Origin of the sequence: Flavobacterium sp. KBS0721, from assembly GCF_002007065.3 — a bacterium.
In the GTDB taxonomy this organism is placed as follows: Bacteria; Bacteroidota; Bacteroidia; order Flavobacteriales; family Flavobacteriaceae; genus Flavobacterium; species Flavobacterium piscis.
Genome location: NZ_CP042170.1, coordinates 1,960,559 through 1,979,637 on the forward strand (window position 1 = coordinate 1,960,559; position 19,079 = coordinate 1,979,637).

19 protein-coding genes are annotated in these 19,079 nt (G+C 33.1%); 7 read left to right on the forward strand and 12 right to left on the reverse strand.

The features are described from left to right. Nucleotides 1-96: 96 nt before the first annotated feature. Genes B0M43_RS08585 through B0M43_RS08600 form a run of 4 tightly spaced genes read right to left on the reverse strand, consistent with a single transcriptional unit; the run spans nt 97 to nt 3,359 of the window. A complete protein-coding gene (locus B0M43_RS08585) occupies nt 97-1,221 on the reverse strand; it encodes a sensor histidine kinase (protein ID WP_065452061.1) in 1,125 nt (374 codons plus the stop codon). After that, the gene (locus tag B0M43_RS08590) at nt 1,222-1,500 is read right to left on the reverse strand and encodes a DUF4907 domain-containing protein (protein WP_078008674.1); all 279 of its coding nucleotides are present in this window, start codon (nt 1,498-1,500) and stop codon (nt 1,222-1,224) included. Between the two features lie 43 nt (nt 1,501-1,543). Continuing rightward, nucleotides 1,544-2,551: a kelch repeat-containing protein gene (locus B0M43_RS08595; protein ID WP_065452063.1), complete on the reverse strand. Its 1,008-nt coding sequence runs from the start codon at nt 2,549-2,551 to the stop codon at nt 1,544-1,546. A gap of 16 nt (nt 2,552-2,567) precedes the next feature. Next, nucleotides 2,568-3,359, reverse strand: coding sequence for a DUF6268 family outer membrane beta-barrel protein (locus B0M43_RS08600; RefSeq protein WP_246860212.1), 792 nt, complete (start codon nt 3,357-3,359; stop codon nt 2,568-2,570). 281 nt (nt 3,360-3,640) lie between these two features. Here B0M43_RS08600 and B0M43_RS08605 point away from each other — a divergent pair, with 281 nt between their 5' ends. Beyond that, a complete protein-coding gene (locus B0M43_RS08605) occupies nt 3,641-4,969 on the forward strand; it encodes a DUF4270 family protein (protein WP_246860213.1) in 1,329 nt (442 codons plus the stop codon). Beyond that, complete coding sequence (locus tag B0M43_RS08610; protein ID WP_078008671.1) at nt 4,970-6,205, forward strand: aromatic hydrocarbon degradation protein; 1,236 nt, start codon at nt 4,970-4,972, stop codon at nt 6,203-6,205. Between the two features lie 3 nt (nt 6,206-6,208). On the opposite strand, the gene murI is transcribed toward B0M43_RS08610, so the two are convergent. The 8 genes from murI to B0M43_RS08650 form a co-directional block, all read right to left on the reverse strand. After that, the gene (gene murI, locus B0M43_RS08615; RefSeq protein WP_078008670.1) at nt 6,209-6,985 is read right to left on the reverse strand and encodes a glutamate racemase; all 777 of its coding nucleotides are present in this window, start codon (nt 6,983-6,985) and stop codon (nt 6,209-6,211) included. Between the two features lie 154 nt (nt 6,986-7,139). Then, entirely contained in the window at nt 7,140-7,643 is a 504-nt protein-coding gene (locus B0M43_RS08620) for an OmpH family outer membrane protein (protein WP_174548800.1), read from the reverse strand. Nucleotides 7,644-7,658: 15 nt separating this feature from the next. Next, on the reverse strand, nt 7,659-8,669 hold the full coding sequence (locus tag B0M43_RS08625) for an OmpH family outer membrane protein (RefSeq protein ID WP_078008669.1): 1,011 nt from the start codon (nt 8,667-8,669) through the stop codon (nt 7,659-7,661). Nucleotides 8,670-8,716: 47 nt separating this feature from the next. After that, on the reverse strand, nt 8,717-11,467 hold the full coding sequence (locus B0M43_RS08630; protein WP_078008668.1) for an outer membrane protein assembly factor: 2,751 nt from the start codon (nt 11,465-11,467) through the stop codon (nt 8,717-8,719). Continuing rightward, entirely contained in the window at nt 11,400-12,140 is a 741-nt protein-coding gene (locus tag B0M43_RS08635) for an isoprenyl transferase (protein ID WP_065452214.1), read from the reverse strand. Before B0M43_RS08635 ends, B0M43_RS08630 begins: the two co-directional genes overlap by 68 nt. Nucleotides 12,141-12,144: 4 nt before the next feature. Further along, on the reverse strand, nt 12,145-12,834 hold the full coding sequence (locus tag B0M43_RS08640; protein ID WP_078008667.1) for a DUF6089 family protein: 690 nt from the start codon (nt 12,832-12,834) through the stop codon (nt 12,145-12,147). A gap of 173 nt (nt 12,835-13,007) precedes the next feature. Beyond that, nucleotides 13,008-13,895, reverse strand: a complete 888-nt coding sequence (locus B0M43_RS08645; RefSeq protein WP_065452071.1) for an NAD kinase — start codon at nt 13,893-13,895, stop codon at nt 13,008-13,010. A gap of 125 nt (nt 13,896-14,020) precedes the next feature. Beyond that, entirely contained in the window at nt 14,021-14,680 is a 660-nt protein-coding gene (locus tag B0M43_RS08650) for a CBS domain-containing protein (RefSeq protein WP_078008666.1), read from the reverse strand. 116 nt (nt 14,681-14,796) lie between these two features. On the opposite strand from B0M43_RS08650, the gene B0M43_RS08655 reads away from it, so the two are divergent. The 5 genes from B0M43_RS08655 (at nt 14,797) to B0M43_RS08675 (ending at nt 18,810) form a co-directional block, all read left to right on the forward strand. Next, nucleotides 14,797-15,510 (forward strand): pyridoxine 5'-phosphate synthase, encoded by a 714-nt coding sequence (locus tag B0M43_RS08655; RefSeq protein ID WP_078008665.1) that lies wholly within the window; start codon nt 14,797-14,799, stop codon nt 15,508-15,510. An 86-nt stretch (nt 15,511-15,596) separates the two neighbouring features. Continuing rightward, on the forward strand, nt 15,597-16,361 hold the full coding sequence (locus B0M43_RS08660) for an alpha/beta fold hydrolase (protein ID WP_078008664.1): 765 nt from the start codon (nt 15,597-15,599) through the stop codon (nt 16,359-16,361). A 28-nt stretch (nt 16,362-16,389) separates the two neighbouring features. Then, nucleotides 16,390-16,929, forward strand: coding sequence for a hypothetical protein (locus B0M43_RS08665; RefSeq protein ID WP_078008663.1), 540 nt, complete (start codon nt 16,390-16,392; stop codon nt 16,927-16,929). A 95-nt stretch (nt 16,930-17,024) separates the two neighbouring features. Continuing rightward, a complete protein-coding gene (locus tag B0M43_RS08670) occupies nt 17,025-17,369 on the forward strand; it encodes a phage holin family protein (RefSeq protein WP_065452076.1) in 345 nt (114 codons plus the stop codon). Between the two features lie 118 nt (nt 17,370-17,487). Next, on the forward strand, nt 17,488-18,810 hold the full coding sequence (locus B0M43_RS08675; protein WP_078008662.1) for a trigger factor: 1,323 nt from the start codon (nt 17,488-17,490) through the stop codon (nt 18,808-18,810). The last annotated feature ends 269 nt before the right edge of the window (nt 18,811-19,079 follow it).

Sequence of the window (19,079 nt, forward strand, 5' to 3'; positions counted from 1 at the left end):
GGTGCTCAAAAGTAGTTTTAAACCAGTAAAGTAAGTTTTAAAATTATCATAAAATACGGATTGGACTATATCATCCTTATGCCATAATTGTTTTGTTTAATTTATTGCGGTTTGAATTTTATCTAATTTTAAATTGAGATGTACACGATAATATTGATTGTCTTGTGTGATATTGAGTTCGTGCGCATTTGGATAAAGCAAATCCAGTCGGTTTTGAATGTTTACCAAACCAATTCCTGAGTTTTCAGGATCTTTAATATAGTTTTCGATGGTATTTTCTATCCAGAAATCAAGACTGTTTTCCAAAATAAAAATCTTGATTTTTACATGTGCAGCACCTTTGTAATCGGTTCCGTATTTGAACGCATTTTCAACAAACGAAATAAGCAATAAAGGTTCGATAAACTTGTTTCTGGTGTCACCGTGTACATTGATAATAATGTCTTCGATATTGTTGAGCCTTAGTTTTTGTAACTCGATATAATTCTGGATGTAATTGACTTCTTTTTCTAAAGCCACCGTTTTATTATCTGTTTCATACAGCATATAGCGCATGAGTTCGGATAAAGTTACGATGGCATCAGGGACCAAATCAGATTTCTTGTGTGCCAAAGAATAAATACTATTTAGTGAATTGAATAAGAAATGCGGATTGGTTTGTTTGCGCAGATAAATCAATTCGGTGTTTGTTCTGTGCGTTTCGGCAATTAATTTGTTTTGCTGATTGTTATAAAATTCTGTAAGAGTTCTAATAATAGCGCTTATGGTAATAATTAAAATATAAAAAAATGAAGGTCCGATTTTAAAAAATAAAGGCTGTCTTGTTGCTAACACTGCAGCCCTTACTCTTCGGCCTTTATACATTAATTTAAAATCTTCCGGCGGTATGGTGTGCATAATATTGCTTGGCTTTAATTGTCTCACCTGCGAAAAGTCAGGAATAAAATAATTAATCCTTATAATCATAAATAGCAAAATAAGAGCAAATACAAATACAAAATAAAGCCAGTATTTTTTTTCTAAAAGCAATACGGGAACCAAATAAAAATAATTAAGGTAAAACAGGATAATTCCTGTAGCCCATTGTACATAAAAGTCATTGTTGATCCTGAATGGACTTTCGTAAAACTGAATTAATGAAGTCAGTATGAAGAAAACCCAAATGATACAATGGAATAAAATTTTATTTGAACTCGTATTTCTGATAGTATCGATTGTCATTTATAATTTAATTTTTAATAAAATTAAATCATTTTTGGTTACGGTTGGTGATATGTTTTTATTGAGTTTCTCCGCTACTAAATGAGCCACCTTTAAGGCGTCGCTTTCAGTAGTAAAACTTTTAGTGTCGCTTATTACCGGAATTACAGATTGCCTGATTATAATTTTATTTTTAAAAGCAATGGAATAACCCCAACCTGACGTAGTTCTAAAGGATTCCGTTTTAAAATTTTCATTTTTTACACAAGCTGTAAATAGCAAAACCGGTAAAAGCAACATTAGATTCTTCCGGATTTTACTCCAGAAGATTTGTTTTTTTTTATTAATTATCGTCGTCACTTTGTTCGTCTAAAGGTTTAAACTCCCACGCATCATCAAAATAGGTTGAACCTACTCTTCCAAGCATATAAAAACCACGATTATTAATGGCGAAACCAACCGCATCTGTTCTGCTGGCTCCTTCCATTGGAGTTCTTTCTACCCATAAATCTGTTGATGGATTGTATTCCCATGTTGTTTTTACATTTTCCCCACCCACAATATATCCTAATCCGTTCATAGTAAAACTAGAAGCATTCGAACGAACAATTGCGTATTCATCATTATACGTATAATCATCATCTGTATCCTTATCGATGTCACGTTTTCTGGTCCAAACATCTGTTGCAGGATCAAATTCCCAGAAATCTTCCTGGTAAACCCCGTTATTAATTCCAGTTCCAAGATATACTTTGTTTGCAATTACAAAAGCAGTAGCATTACGGCGTTTATTTCCGCTAAATCCATTTACTAATGTCCATGTATTGGTCTGGTCATTGTACTGATAAAAATCTTTCAGGTAATTTCCGTCATAACCGGTTCCAAAATAAGCCTTTCCACCAGCCTGAAAGCCTACTGCGGCGTAACGTCCGGTTCCTGCAAAATCAGCTTTTTGAGTCCAGCTATTACTTGTAGGATCGTATTGATAAAAGTCTTTTAGTTTATTGGTTCCGTCGTAGCCAAGACCAACATATCCTTTATCACTAAGTGTAAAACTAGAGGCAGAACTTCTTCCAATTCCTGTAAAATCAGCTTTTTGTTCCCAATAATCTCCAGTAGAATTATACGCCCACAAATCTTTTAAATAAACGTCACCAGTATAACCCGTTGCTACATAAGCATAATCTCCAATAACAAAACTGGTGGCACTAGATCTTGCAGGACCATCAAATGCTGATTTTTTAATCCAGTTTCCTATTAAATCATCGTCGTCATCGTCGTTGCTGCAGCCTATAAAAAACAGACTCGAAAACAATGTTGCGAATAATATTCCTTTTTTTAAATTATTCATAGTGTATTAAATTTATTTATTGTTTGTATTTGATGCCAACTCCTAAAACATAACCATTACCGGTATTAAAATCATATACTTTATGATTGTCGTTTTCGATGAGGTTGTATTTTTTATTAAAATCATATCCAGCTTTAAAATTTAGAAACCAGTTTTTATCTACATTTCTTTCGTATTCAAGTGACGTAGTTATTTGCGATAAACTCACTTTCGACGCATTATTACTTAGATTATTTTCTGCGTCTAAATGATAAAAATTACCATTGAAACTATTGTTTATACTAAACTTGTTTCGAATATTGTTTGAATATGAAATTTTTGAATCTGGAAAACCAATTAGTACAGAAGCTTCGTTGTTTACTTTGTAGTCCAATGAAACAGTGGGCAGGAATTTGGGAGAACCAAAAAAGGTTGTTCTCGCGACTCCAATACTCACAAACGTTTTTGAACTCAGTTGCTGCTGAACCTTAAAACTCCCTAAAAGCGTGAAATCATTACTGTCTAAATTGCTTTGGAAATTTACCGTTGGTGTAATCGAAAAATTCAGATTTGTTGTATTTGAAAGCTCGTGAGAAAATTCAAACTTGTTCTGAATCTGATTGAATTGATCCAAATTCGCATACGTAATATTGCTGTCTAATTCATAATTCACTTTCAAATTCGAATATTCTAATGTGTTTGTTATTTTATTTTTTGAACCGATTTCTTTAGTAAACGTTATACCAATATTGGTTTCGTTAAATTTAATTTTATCAGTAGGTTCTGTTTTTACATTCGCCTTTACCGAAAAGTTCTCCTGAGCTTTCATATTGAAAATTGAAATCAAAAAAAACGAACAAATTAAAAACCTTGTTTTCATTACTTATTTATTGGTTCAAAAGTAGGTGGCTAGTGGTTTTAAAAAAAAGAAGATATATGTATGGTACTTTTTGATAGACTAAACGGTACTTTTTAAGGGTGAGTGAAGTATTTGATAGTATTAATGTGTTGTAGATCGTTTTTTGCTTTTTATAGTCTAAAAACGCTTGGTTGTATATGTTATAGTGTAGTGCAGGGGAGTGCAATTTATATTTGTTCAAAAAATTGAATATGCACAAGTTTATATTGATGTTGTTTTTGGCAGTAACCGTAATTTCATGCGGAACTGATTCTGATGCCGGCGAATTTGTTGTAGGGTCAGATTATCTTGCTGTGGGTAATAAAGTCATTTTAATTGATACCGTTACAGTCGAGATGTCTACGATAAATTTCGACTCTCTTGTTACTTCTAGTCAAAACCGCATTTTGATAGGGAATTATGAAGATCCAATTTTTGGGAAAGTAAAATCGAACAGTTATTTTCAATTGGCCTCAAATTCGTATGTATTAAATAGCAGCGGTTCTGATACAGAAACGACCAATTATGTTTTTGATTCTATTTCTATGATTCTAAAATATGATAACTATTATTATGGTGATACTACAAAGGTGCAAACTTTTAATATTCACCGACTAACTCAAAAAGTAAAGCCCAATACTGAGGATAAAAGCTTCTATAATAATTCGGCTTTAAGTTATAGTGATGAAAGTTTAGGAACAATATCTTATAAACCCAGACCAATTGAAAAAGACTCTGTCAACATTAAAATGAATGATGTTTTTGGCGCTGCTCTGTTTCAGAAATTAAAGAAAAGAGAAATTACAGATTTTGATAGTTTTAATGAATACCTAAACGGCCTGGTTCTTGTTCCGGCAACTTCAAATTCTGCCAGCGTTATTGGTTTTCACGTAACAACAAGCAAAGTCAGGTTATATTATTCAAAATATCAAGCAGATACTGAAGAGGTTCCTTTTATACTGGATTTTACTATTATTGATGCTTCAAAACAATTCAATGCCATTGCATCCGACAAAACAGGTACTTTGCTTGAAAATCTACCTATATCCAGCAGTAAGCTTTCGAGTACAGTAACAAATAGGCAGGGATTTATTCAATCCGGTGCAGGTGTCGCTTGTAGAATCGATTTTCCGAATATCAAACAGCTTAAAAAAATAGCGGCAAATGGGGCTATTGTAGATGCTAAGATTCTTCTAAAACCCGTTAGCAATACCTATTCTCAAAATTATCCTCTGGCAGATTCCTTAAAAATTTATGTGGCCGATAATTTGAACAGGTTGAGCGGTTCATTAGTAAATTCTGCTGGAACCGCAGTTTTTGGTATTCTCAATAAAAAAAGTGATGAGTTTAATGAAAACATTGGCTATACAATTCCAATTGGCACTTTTTTACAGAAAGAAATGCTCAAAGGTACTGATTCCCGATCGTCTCTTATTCTAACATTGCCTTCAATTTCTAAAGCCGTAGATCGAATTGTTTTAGGTGATCAAAAAAACTTAAACAATAAAATCCAGCTTAAAATTTATTACATCTCTTATTAAATGAAAAGTAAAATAGTGTATTTAAGTTGCTTCATGGTATTGTCGCTAACTTCGTTTTCGCAAAGTATTTCAAGTTCGCCTTATTCGTTATATGGAGTAGGTAGTATATACGATGCTGATTTTGGTATAATTCCGTCAATTGGTTCATCGGGAATTGCTTTGCCATCAGATACTTTTATAAATAATCTCAATCCGGCATCATTAGGATATTTACCTCAAAATCATTTTATGTTTGATATAGGAGGAAAGGCTATTACAACAACGTACCAAAACAGTTCGAAAAGCGAAAGCCGCAATAATTTCCAATTTTCGCATATTGCATTTGCCTTTCCGGTTACTAAAAATTCCGGATTTAGTATTGCTTTAAGACCTTATTCGAGTGCTGCATTTAAAATTTCAAACTTACAAATACCTATAGAAAATAGCCAGGATTATTACTATTTAACTGCGGCAGGTTCTGGTGGATTAAATAATTTTGATTTTTCATACGGATATCGATTAGGGAAGAAATTATCTGTAGGAGCATCGGCAGCTGTATTGTTTGGAAATACAAGTGACGACAGAAGCTTTTTGATTTCGAATTCGGTTACCAGTATTCAGAAAAAAACAACTTATAATGGTTGGCGTGGTACAGTAGGAGCGCAATATAAAATCGATTCTACTTTTACCATTGCTACTACTTTTAAGTTACCGGCCCAAATAAAAGCATCAAAGGTGCAAACGGTTCAGACTATTGCAGATGATGTAGTTACTACCGTAGAGTCTAATGCAGCATCAGATACAGATGATTATTACATGCCTTTAGAAATGGGTATTGGGATCAGTAAACGTTTTAAAAATAACCTCAACCTGACATTAGATTACGAAAAAAGTTTGTGGAGTAACAGTAATCAATCAGAATTATATGGCAATTTTGTTAATCAGGATCGATTCGCACTTGGATTTACGTATAAAAATCAAAAGAATGTTCGAAAATATTGGGATAGAATTCAATACGCAACTGGGGTAAATTTTGATACCGGCTACCTGGAAGTCGACGGAAAACGAGTCAATAATGCAGCGGTTTCTTTTGGACTTTCTTTGCCACTTGAAAATACTTATTCAGCCTTGAATATTTCATATTCGTACGGACAAAAAGGAAGTATTTCAAACAATTTAATAAAAGAAAACTATCATAAATTATCTCTCAATTTATCATTAGACGGTATATGGTTTATTAAGCGAAAAATAGATTAAGGACTAAAAGTCTTTTTGAATCACAGGATATCTATATTCTAAAATTGATTTTAAAACCTCAGGATTTGAGTTTACATAAAATACTGGCTCACTTTTTTGATTGTCAGTAAAACCAACTCTCTCACGCAAAATATTTTGAGTTTGTCTTGCCACAGCTTCTCCGGAATCAATAATCTGAATATGCTCTGGCAGGATTTTTTTTATTTGAGGAATTAGATAGGGGTAATGGCTGCATCCCAAAACAAGATAATCGATATTAGCATCGATCATAGGTTTTAGATATGATTCTAATAATTGAGTCATTTCCGGGGAATTTAAATTGCCGTCTTCAATAAGCTGCACAAGTCCGTAGCCTACTTGTTCAATTATTTTAGTGTTCTGAAACATTTCGGCTGTTTTATTGAATAGCTCACTGTTCAAAGTTCCTTTAGTGGCTAAGATGCCAATTACTTGCGTTTTTGAGTTATTGGCAGCGGGTTTTATTGCCGGTTCAATTCCTATAAATGGGATATCATAATCTGCACGAAGTTCTACTATAGCATTTGTTGTCGCGGTATTGCATGCTACGACAATAAGTTTGCAATTCATTTCAAGTAAAAAATCAACATTCTTTTTGCTAAGTGCTACAATCTCTTCTTTTGTTCTTTGACCATAAGGAGCATTTTTACTATCAGCTAAATAAATCGTTTTTTCGTTTGGAAGTAAGTGGTGAATGGCACTCCAGATGGAAGTTCCTCCAATACCGGAATCAAAAATGCCTATAGGATTGTTATTCGTCATGATACAAATTTAGTGTTTTTTGAAATAAATTAGTATTCCAATTTACGTGAAATGTTCGAATATTATTGTTTCTTAGTTTTAATTAAATGTAAAAAAAAACTGCTTAAATCCATTACAGGTTTAAGCAGTTTTTTTATTTTAAGGAATCTGTTTTTTAGAATCCTAAATCTTTTTTTACATCAGCAGTCAAGTTTGGACCATCAGATAATAAAAGAGTAGAACCATCTAATACATATTGGAAACCTTTAGCTTTTCCAACTTTTTGGATAGAAGCTCTAACTTTTTCCATTAATGGTTTTACAATGTCAGTTTCTTTTTGTTGTAATTCTTTTTGAGCGTTGTCTCTGTAGTCAACAATTCTTTTTTGCATGTCCTGAACCTCTTTAGAGCGCTCTGTGTTTACAGCTTCAGTTACAGTTGCAGCTTCACCTTCGTACTTTTTGATTTTTACTTGGTATTCGTCAACCATTTTTTTGTATTCTGCATCGTATGTACCACTTAATTTTTGTAATTGGTTTTGTGCATCCAGCATTGCAGGCATTTTCGACATAATCTCGCTAACATCAACATGAGCTACCTTAGCCTGTGCGTTCATTGTGTTACTTGCTCCTAAAATTAGTATCGCAGCAATTAGTAAAGTTTTGATTTGTTTCATCATTTTTAAAAATATTAATTAATTATTGGTCGTATTTGATTTTTGTGTTTCGGCTTCTTTTGCTTTTTTAGCCGCTTCTCGTTCTTCTAAAATTTTCTTCCTTCTTTCTTCTAATTCTTTCTTACGTTCTTCGTAAAGTTTTTGTCTTTCTGCTGCTTTGTCAACTGCGGGTACTGTAGTTGTTGGTTCAGTCCCTGTTGTTGTGGCAGGTTTTGCTGTTGCGTCAGTAGCAGTTTTGGTTGCTTCTGTTTTAGCTGGTTCAGAAACCGTGCCATTTTTTTTGGCTTCTCTTTCAGCTGCAATTGCTTTTCTTCGATCGTCGTATTCTTTTTTCTTAGCTTCCTGCTCTAAACGTCTGTCTTCAATTAATTTTTCTCTGGCAGCTCTTTTTTCATCTAATACTTTTTGTCTGTCCTGCATTGCCGGATTTTCATCAATAGCATTTTCGATTTTTTCTTTAGCTTCCTGGTCTTTCAATTGTTTTTTGGTCAATTGCTCACGCTTATCAGTTCTATTCAAAACACGTATAACCTGATCGCTAATATCAAATCTTTTATTACTAAAAAGCATGGTTAAATCTGATGATTTATCAAAGACAAAATCGTAATTTTTAGCTTCGGCTATATCCTGAACTGCTGTAAAAACCTGATCTTGTATAGGTTTTGCCAATGATGCTTTTTGATGGATCAAGTTTCCGTTAGCGCCAAATTGCTTCTCCTGATACGTCAGCATTTCATCTTCCAGAAATTTAATTTCTGTTTCCCTTTCATCAATAAGTTCCTTGGTAAGCAAAGCTCTCTCTGCTTTAAGTCCCTCTTTAAGTTTGTTGATGTCTAGTTTTTTAGCTTCTATATCTTGTTTCCACTTTTGGGCTTTTAACTCTAACTGAGCTTTAGCTTCTTTATAATCTGAAACATTTTCTAGAATATATTCCATGTCGATATAGCCAATCCTTGTCGTTCTCGTCTGAGCCTGACTTGTATGTGCTACAATCACAGCTAAAAATATAAATAAAAATTGTTTTCTCATGATATTAGTCTATTTGAAAATTTCAAACAAATGTACTAAAATTTCTACTAAAACTGTTGTCCAATAATAAAGTGAATTTCTTTACCATGTGCTTTAGTTTCTCCCGGTTGAGGATCAAAACCATAACCCCAGTCAATACCTAATAATCCAAAAGCAGGCATGAATACACGTAAACCAACACCAGCAGAACGATAAAGGTCAAATGGGTTGTAAGCTTTAAAAGTAGGGTATGATGAACCAGCTTCTAAAAAGGCCAACGCATAGATCGATGCAGATGATTTTAATGTAATTGGATAACGTAGCTCCATAGAGAATTTGTTATAGATCGTTGCTCCAATTTGCTCATTGTTTGCATTTACAGGAGTCAATGAGTTATTTTCATAACCTCTTAATCCGATAGTTTCTCGACCATCCATTGAGTAACTCTGCATTCCGTCTCCTCCTAAATAGAAACGTTCAAACGGTACAACACCTCTTGTTTGATCATAAGCCCCTAAGAAACCAAACTCCGTTAATGTTCTAAGAACTAATTTACCATATAGTTTAGTATACCAATCTGCTTTAAATTTAATTTTATAATACTCTAACCAGTTGTATTTCTTTTGATCGACTTTCCCCTGATCAGTATCAGCGCTGGCATAATCAGATCCAACACTTACAGTTCCTGGTTGTCCGCCGTTTATACTTACAGTTTTTACGTAATCACCTGTATTAAGAGGTTGCCCGTCTGCACCTGAAGTGGGTGCACCTGTATATTGTGATTTGTATTCTTTTTCGTTTTGTAAATTTCCGTAATCAATACCATTAAATAATGAATAAGGAGGTGTTACTTTTGCAGAAATACTAAAGTCTGAACCGTAAGTTGGGAATATCGGGTTAAGACCTTTATTACTTCTTGAAAGTCCAATTGTATATGCTAAGTTTCTTGACGCTCCGTTACCAAAAGTAAATAATCCTGTGTTGTAATTATTTAAGTCATAGTGTTGGTAACTCACAGATTGTGATAATACAAAATAATCATCCGGTACAGTAAGACGTTTTGCTAAACCTACTTGTAATGTTAAGATGTTAAAGCTTTTGCTCTTATCTACACTTCTTGTCGCATAATTGTTTAAGAATTGTTTACTATACGATATAGATGAACTAAATTGTACTGGTTTTTTACCTCCAAACCATGGTTCTGAGAAAGAGATACTATAGGTCTGGAAATAAGTACTTCCTTGTAAACGAAGCGATACTTTTTGTCCATCTCCCATTGGTAATGGCTTATAAGACTCTTTGTTGAATATATTTCTGGCAGAGAAGTTGTTAAAAGATAATCCTAAGGTTCCAATGAAACCTCCACCACCATAACCTCCCTGAAGTTCAACCTGGCTGGATCCTTTTTCTACAACATGATATTCAATATCAACAGTTCCTGCACTGGCATCAACATTCTTGAATTTTGGGTCAATTGCTTCAGGGTCAAAGAATCCCAATTGTCCAATTTCACGAATAGTTCTAACCAATTGTTCTTTACTGTATTTTTCACCTGGCTTAGTTCTAAGCTCACGGTAAATAACGTGGTCATTTGTTTTGTCGTTTCCTACTACAGATATTTTATTAAAATAAGCAATAGGCCCTTCTGTAACTCTAATTTCAAAATCGATAGTATCATTTACTGTTTTTACCTCTACGGCATTGATATTCGAGAACAAATAACCATTGTTTTGGTATAAATTCGTAATATCTTCTGCATCAGGTTTTGTTTTGTCGGCGATACGTTTTTCAAGTAAAACTCCGTTATACGTTTCTCCTTTTTTAATTCCTAAATAGCGGCTCAATAATTGATCCGGATAAACAGTATTTCCAAGGAATTTAATATTACCAAAATAATATTTGTTTCCTTCTTCCATCTTTATTTTAATGGCAAGCATATTTTTCTTCTTGTTATAAGTAACAGAATCATAAATAATACGTGCATCACGATATCCTTTTTCTTTATAAGTAGCGACAACTTTTTCTAAGTCGGTTTTGTATTTTTCAGGAATAAACTTTGAAGATTTTAAAATACGAAGTATATTTTTTTGCTTTGTATCTTTCATAGCAGCTCTCAATTGTGAGCTGGTAAGTTGTTTGTTTCCAATGAAATCGATACTGCTGATTTTTACTTTGTCACCTTTATCTACCCTAACGAGCATGTTTACGTGATGACCATTAACGGTATCAAGAGTATTCGTAATGGTAACTTTAGTGTTATAGAATCCGTCTTTTTTGTACTTGTTTTCTATATAATTTTTGGTTGTCGTAATTAAGTTTTCGTTGACAATTTTATTTTTGGTCAAATTATTGTCCTTAATTAGTCCTTCGACTTTACTTTTCTTGACCCCAACGAATTTTACTTCATTTAGTTTAGGAAGCTCAACAATGTTAAGGTCTAAATAAATACTGTCATTTTCGATTTTATTTACATAAAATGCAATTTCATCAAATAGGCCAAGTTTTCCTAATTTTTTAATTGCGCCACTGATTTCTTCACCAGGTACGGCTATTTCCTGACCTTTTTGAAGGCCTGAAAAGGTAACAACAGTTTGTTCATTGAAGCTTATTTTACCAACAACAGAAACTTTAGCAAGAATATATTTTTTTCCCTGATCAAAAGGAACTCTATCTTGTGCTTTAATTTGTGAAAAACTACCCAAAAGTAATAGGGTAAGGACTATTTGTACTCTTTTTTGTAACACTAAAATATTATTTAATTTGTTCACTGGTTTTTCCAAATCTACGTTCTCTTTTTTGATAACTAATAATAGCCTCATATAAATCTTGATCTTTAAAGTCTGGCCACAAGACGTTAGTAAAATACAATTCTGCGTAGGCTATTTGCCACAACAAAAAATTACTTATTCTATGTTCTCCACTTGTTCGTATTAATAAATCTACGTCAGGTAAATTTTGCGTGTAAAGATGCTCATTTATAATTGAATCGTCAATAGCGTCTATTGAAATTATATTATTTTTAACTTTATCACTGATGATTCTCACAGCATTTACCAATTCTTCTCTTGATCCGTAACTTAAAGCCAGGGTTAGAGTAAGACGTGTATTATTTTTTGTTTTGTCAATTACATCTAATAGCTCTTTTTGAGCTGATTTTGGTAATTTATCAATATTACCAATTGCATTAAGTTTGATGTTGTTTTCCTGTAAAGTAACAAGCTCTTTTTTTAATGAATTGATTAATATTTTCATTAATGCGTCTACTTCCAGTTTAGGACGATTCCAATTTTCTGTAGAAAAAGCATATAGCGTTAAATATTCAATACCAAGTTTGGCGCAAGTTGTAATTGTTTTTTTTACAGATTTTGTTCCGTTTTCGTGACCAAATGCTCTTAAAAAACCTTGTTGTTTTGCCCAACGGCCATTTCCGTCCATAATTATGGCCAAATGTTTGGGTAAGTTTGTCTGATCTATAGAGTCTAGTAAATTCATTTTATTAATATGCGCAATAGCAAGGTTTTTGTCCAAAGGTATAAGTTAAAGTGATACCTGAAAACACATACCAGTCATTATTATTTAAATTTCCAAATTTTAGTACGTTTGCACTGTTTGTATTGGGGTTACTTCCGTCAATATTATCTGTAAAAGTATAACGGGCTCCAACTTCGGCGCCTAAAACCCAGTGCGGTGCTATATTCGATTTTACCCCTAATATAATAGGTATAGCAAGTGAATTTCCGCTTTGCTTTTGCATCACATTTGGATTTGTTATGTTGCGATATAACTGATCATACATAAAAAAACTTAATCCCGAATATATATAAGGAGTCACTTTTGTATGATAATCATGAAGATTAAAATCGAAAAAATTAAATTCCAGTCCTGCAGCTAGTTCTTTTACTTTATTTTCGAAACTATACCCTCTCATGTTTCGTCCTGTTTCTTTTGAGTCAAGATCATTTCCCGCTACTGTAGATTGCGTATAGGAAAAACGATACGCATGGCGCGGACTTTTGTTCCATTTATACAAAATACCAATAGCCAGTTTTTCAGGTGCAATATAAGTAGTGCTTCCTACGTCACCAACAAAGTTGCTTCCACCAACAAAAACACCAATCTCATTGATTTGAGCATTTAGTGTAATAAAGGGGAAAAAACATAACAATAAATTAAAAATTTTCTTCATTTAATTCAAAATTGCGTGCAAATATAATAATTATCGATACGAATCAACGTTCCTTTAGTTAAATGTGCTTTTTTTTAAATTTACAATATGATTTTGAGACATTTAATGATGATTCGATACATGCAGAACGGCAAAATGTGGTATTATCGTATAGTGGGAAATTAGAAAAGGTCTTAATTTCTCTTATCTTCTCCCCAAAGTAATTTATTTCGTAAGGTTTTTAAGAAAGTTTCACCTGGAATTTCGATCATATTTATTTTAAAGTTTGTTTTGCAAATTGTTAAAACTGATTCGTTTTTTACCGAAGCAATTCTGGAATCTAATGAAACTAAATATTGGTCTTCTCTTCCTGAAACACGAAGTTTGATCTCTGTATTATCGGGTATTACAAGAGGCCTGGCGTTTAAATTATGTGGAGCAATTGGTGTAATGACTAAGCTTTCGACATTTGGAGTTAAAATTGGTCCTCCACAACTTAACGAATATCCGGTAGAACCGGTAGGAGTAGAAATGATAAGACCATCTGCCCAATAAGAGTTTAAATATTCATCATTTAAATAAGTATCAACCGTAATCATCGATGTGGTATCTTTTCGGCTCACGGTCACTTCATTCATGGCAAAATTCAGATTCTCTTCGATTGCATCGTTTTTTGGTTCACAAGTTAAACTAAGTAAAGTTCTATTAGAAATAGTGTAGTTTTTATCAATTACAAACTGAAGAAAATTATCAATACTTTCTTTAGGTACAGTTGCCAGAAATCCTAATCGTCCTGCATTTATTCCTAATATTGGAACACCAGAATTGCGAACTAAAGTTGCAGCTCTCAAAATAGTTCCGTCACCGCCAATACTAATCAGCATTTCAAAACTATTATCTAAAGAAGTACTTGCCGAAAAAGTTTTGTATTCTTTTTTAATAAGTTGTTTTTCGTAAAGCATTTTCAGAAAGTTTTCTTCAATTACCATTTCGACATTATTGGTATTGAAAAATATAAAGATATCTTTAATAATAGGTTCGGTACTATTTTGATAATACTGTCCGTAAATGGCTACTTTCATTCTTTGTAATTAGATAATGAGTCAATTAGATAATGTGGTAAATGAGTAAATTGGAAAATTTAACCATTAGAAAATCAGACAAATTAATGATCTAATTTTCTTATTGGCACATTTTCTAAATTATGCTATATGTTAAGGTACTTGTCTAAGTAATCTGAGCGTTCTTTCAGGCTATTAATATAAGCATCTTCCTGATGTTCCGAAATAATTTCATAACCATATCTTCTATAGGTCTGAATAATTTCATTCATTGGGCCAACGCCAATTTTTATGGTAATCTGTACATTTTCGAGATCAGCTTCAGATACAAAGCAGCCCAGGATTTTACCATTGTTGCTTTCTACAATTTGAGTTACCTGACCCATAGAGTAATCTAAAAGTCCTTTTTGAACGATAATGATGCCTCCTTGTTCTTTTAAAAATGGAGTTTCCTGAAAAAACTTCATGATATCCTCCATTTCATAATATCCAATGTAGGCATTATTTTCATCAAGAACCGATACTACATTAGTATGATTCTTTGCAAAAACTTCTAAAACATCGAGCCACATCATTGATTTTCGGGCAAAAAATCGTTCCAGAGTGTATTTGTAATCAATAACTTTTTTATCTGTGTCAAAAGTTTCGACATCATCAGCAGCGATACTTCCAATGAAAATTCCATTTTCCAAAACCGGAAAATGCGAAAAATTCAAATCAGCAAAAAAGTCCTGAACCGAGGCTATCGTTTCCTGACTATCTATCGCTCTGAAATCATTGGTGATATAGTTTGTAATTTCTGTCATAAATCTGTTAAGGATATTTGATGCAAAATAATCAAAAAATAGCAAAAACTGCTTCGTTTTACTTTGTATTTTTGTCGTAACAAATATAGTGTTACTAGAATTAATTATCTATTTATATGACAAAGTTAAGTGTAAATATCAATAAAATTGCAACCCTTCGAAATGCACGAGGAGGAAATGTTCCTGATTTACTAAAAGTGGCCACTGATATTCAGAAATTCGGAGCCCAGGGAATTACAATTCATCCACGTCCGGATGAGCGCCATATTCGTTATCAGGATGCACGCGATTTAAAAGCAATCGTTCATACTGAATATAATATCGAAGGAAATCCACAGCATAATTTTATCGATTTAGTTTTAGAATGCAAACCAACGCAAGTAACATTGGTTCCGGATGCCATTGGAGCAATTACATCTTCTGCGGGCTGGGATACGATAAAAAATCAATCGTATTTGACCGAAGTGATTCAGGAATTTCAGCGTAACGGAATCAGAACGTCTATTTTTGTTGATCCTGTTTTGGATATTATCGAAGGAGCAAAAAAAACAGGAACTGATCGCATCGAATTGTATACCGAAGCTTTTGCACATCAATATGACTTAGGAAACAAGAACGGAATTGACCCTTACGTGAAAGCTGCAGAATTGGCCAATGAATTAGATTTAGGAATTAATGCCGGACACGATTTAAGTTTAGATAATATTCAGTTCTTCAAACAAAATATTCCAGGTTTATTAGAAGTTTCCATTGGTCACGCTTTAATTACAGAAGCCCTTTATCTTGGATTGGATAATGTAGTGAATATGTATTTGAATAAATTGAAGTAATATTTTTGCGAGTCTCTGTGTAACAGCTATTTCGCGGAGATTCACAAAGTTTTCACAGAGATTCACAAAGAATAAAATAAAAAATAATGTTATACTCAAAAATAGAAGGCGAAGGAAAACCATTTGTCATCATGCACGGATTTTTAGGAATGTCTGATAACTGGAAAACATTAGCAGGACAATATGTAGAAGCCGGATTTCAGGTTCATATTTTAGATTTACGAAATCATGGCCGTAGTTTTCATTCAGACGAATGGAGTTATGAAGCCATGGTGCAGGACGTATTTGAATATTGCCAGGCAAATCAATTGACTAAAATCGATATTTTAGGTCATTCTATGGGAGGAAAAGTAGCCATGCTTTTTGCCACCACTCATCCTGAAATTGTAGATAAATTGATTGTCGCCGATATTGGTCCAAGATTTTACAAACAACACCATCAGGATATTTTGGCAGGTTTAAATGCTGTTGACTTTTCTGTAAAACCCAGCCGTAATGATGTCGAAGCAACTTTGTCAGAATATGTTGCCGATTTTGGAACGCGCCAGTTTTTGTTGAAAAATTTATATTGGCAGGAACCGGGACAATTGGCTTTTCGATTTAATCTAACCGCTTTCAATAATAATCTGGATGCTATCGGGAAAGCTTTAAATGAGAATTTGGTTTTCGATAAACCAACGTTATTTATTCGCGGAGGAAATTCCGGATATATTCAGGATGCTGATTTTGACGCTATACGTCAGCAATTTCCAAACGTTAAATTCGAAACAATTCCAAATGCAGGACATTGGCTTCACGCCGAAAATCCTAAATTGTTTTTCGAATTAACAACAGAATTTTTAAAAGAGTAATAGTTTTATAAAGTTCAAGAAAAAGGAAATGAGTGATCATAGTATATCTATAGTTTGCAGAAAGTCAGCTTATCATGGTAGTCAAGCTAAAGCAAAAGAAATTTTACAATGGTTAATATCAAAAGATATTGTTAAACCTGAACTTTCAAACTGTATTTTAAGTGCTGATAAAGGTTATGCGATTTCTGATGGTGCAAAACAAATTGTTTCCTTTCCTGACGAACTTCCTTATTTTCTTATTTCGAATGGACTTGATGTTATAACTTCCCGACAAATATTTGATACAGGCGAAACAGGAATAGAAGAATGTATTTGTCCTAATTGCAAAAAAGATATTGCAAAAGAAGATTGGGATTTTTTTAATAATTGGTACGAGGTAAATGATGATCTAATTTGCCCGTTCTGTAATATTGCGGCAGATATTCATCAATTTAAGTTTACACCAGAATGGGGTTTTAGCGATTTGGGTTTTACATTTTGGAATTGGCCTGAATTTGAAGATAGTTTTATAAGCGAATTTAAAGAGAAACTAAATTGTGATGTGTCAGTTGTTTATCAGCATATTTAATTATAATCTCAGCGTGTCATCCATAAAAGTAGCCTGACAAACAAAGCCTGTTGCAAAATTTTATTACTTTTATTAAAATTTTAAATTCAAAAAATATGAAAATATTACTTAGACTCCTTGTTACTGCGGCCTTGGTGTTGTTAATTGCTAATTTTTTAACTGGCGTACATGTTGCGAGTTTTGGCACGGCAGTAATCGTTGCAATTGTTTTAGGATTACTAAATCTTTTTATAAAACCAATATTAGTTATTCTTACTTTGCCCGTAACATTTATAACTTTAGGTTTATTTTTATTGGTAATTAATGCCATCATTATTTTGTTATGCACCAATATTGTAGGAGGTTTTGCAGTCGATTCCTTCTGGACCGCATTGATCTTTAGTGTTATACTATCTATCCTTCAGTCTATTACTTATAAAATATTAGGAGACGATAAATAAAATCGAAATCTAAGCGAGTTAAAAACCGCTTCAAATACAATAGATTAAAAACTTGGTTGGGTTGCAAAAATTTTATAATTTTGCAACCCAATTTTATTATGTAAATTAAAGAAAGAAGATGGATATTAAAAGAGTAGTAATAGACGCTGTGAATGAAACGATTGTATTAAACGTTGTTCACATGGATTATAAAGGTCAGGTAGCAAAAAGAATAAACGAAAAAATGCCATTGGCTACCGTAAAAGGTTTTAGAAAAGGACAAGTTCCTAAAGACCTTGTTGAAAAACAATACGGAAAAGCTATTAAGCAGGAAGAAGTTAAAAAAGTAGTGGATTTGGCTTTAGAGCGTTTTGTTCAATCTGAAAGATTAAATCTTTTAGGAACTCCTCTTGCTAAAGAAAACGAAAACTTTGATTGGGATGCTGAAGAACTAACTTTCGAATACGAAATTGGTTTGGTTCCTAACTTCGAAATTGATTTAGAAGCAAAGAATAATATCGTAAAATATATCGTTACTGCTGATGATAAATTAATCGACGGGCAAGTAGAGCGTATCCAAAAACAATTCGGAAAAGCAATTCCACAAGATAAAGTTGAAGCTGATTCTGATTTAACCGGAACTTTCGCTAACGAAGAAAAAGGGATTAACAATACAACTACAATTTCTGTAGCTACTTTCAAGAAAGCTGCCGGAGATAAATTCATTGGTAAAAAAGTTGGAGATGTTGTAACAGTAAGCACAAAAGGTTTATTCGAAGACGATCACCAATTAATGGATTATTTAAAAGTAGCTCATGATGACGTTCACGGTTTAGATGTTGAAGTAAACTTTACTATTGAAGCGATCAACGGAGCTGAATTGGCTGAATTAAACCAAGAGCTTTTTGATAAACTTTTTGGTGAAGGAAAAGTAGCTTCTTTAGAAGACTTAAAAGCTAAAATTAAAGAAGATGCTGAGGCGCAATTCGCACAGCAAGCTGACCAAAAATTATTATTAGACGTTCAGGATTTCTTGATCGAAAGCACAAAATTTGATTTACCAGCTGAATTCCTTAAAAAATGGTTACAAACTGTTGGAGAGAAAAAACTTTCTGCAGAAGAAGCTGAAGTTGAATACGCAAGATCTGAAAAAGGTTTACGTTTTCAATTAATCGAAGGAAAAGCAATGGCTCAAAGTAATATCCAAATTACATTTGAAGATTTGAAAGCTTTTACAACAAACGCGATCAGACAACAAATGGCTCAATTTGGTCAAACAAACCCAACTGACGAAGAAGTTCAGGGAATCGTGGCTAGAGTTTTATCTAACCAGGAAGAAGTAAAAAGATTATCTGAGCAAGTTGTTGCTGAAAAATTATTGGAAGTGTTCAAAGAAAAAGCAAATCCAACAACTAAAGAAGTAACTTACGAAGAATTTATCGCTGCGTCTTACGGAGAATAATTTCTAAAACAATAAATATATTTGAGCGTCGGGAAGTTTTTTCCTGACGCTCTTTTGTTTTAATTTATTTTTGATTACTTTTCAGAAGCTAATCCAGCTATTCGTTACAAGTTTTTTCTTCCGTTTAAGTTTTTTTTATTCTTGCAAGAGCTTCTTTCAGTCGCTTTCCAAGAATAAAAAAAACTAAAAAACGGAATTCAAAAAGCTTTTCACTGCTATCTGGGCTATTTAAGAAGCAAGTTCAAAAACTTGAAACCTGAAACAAAATT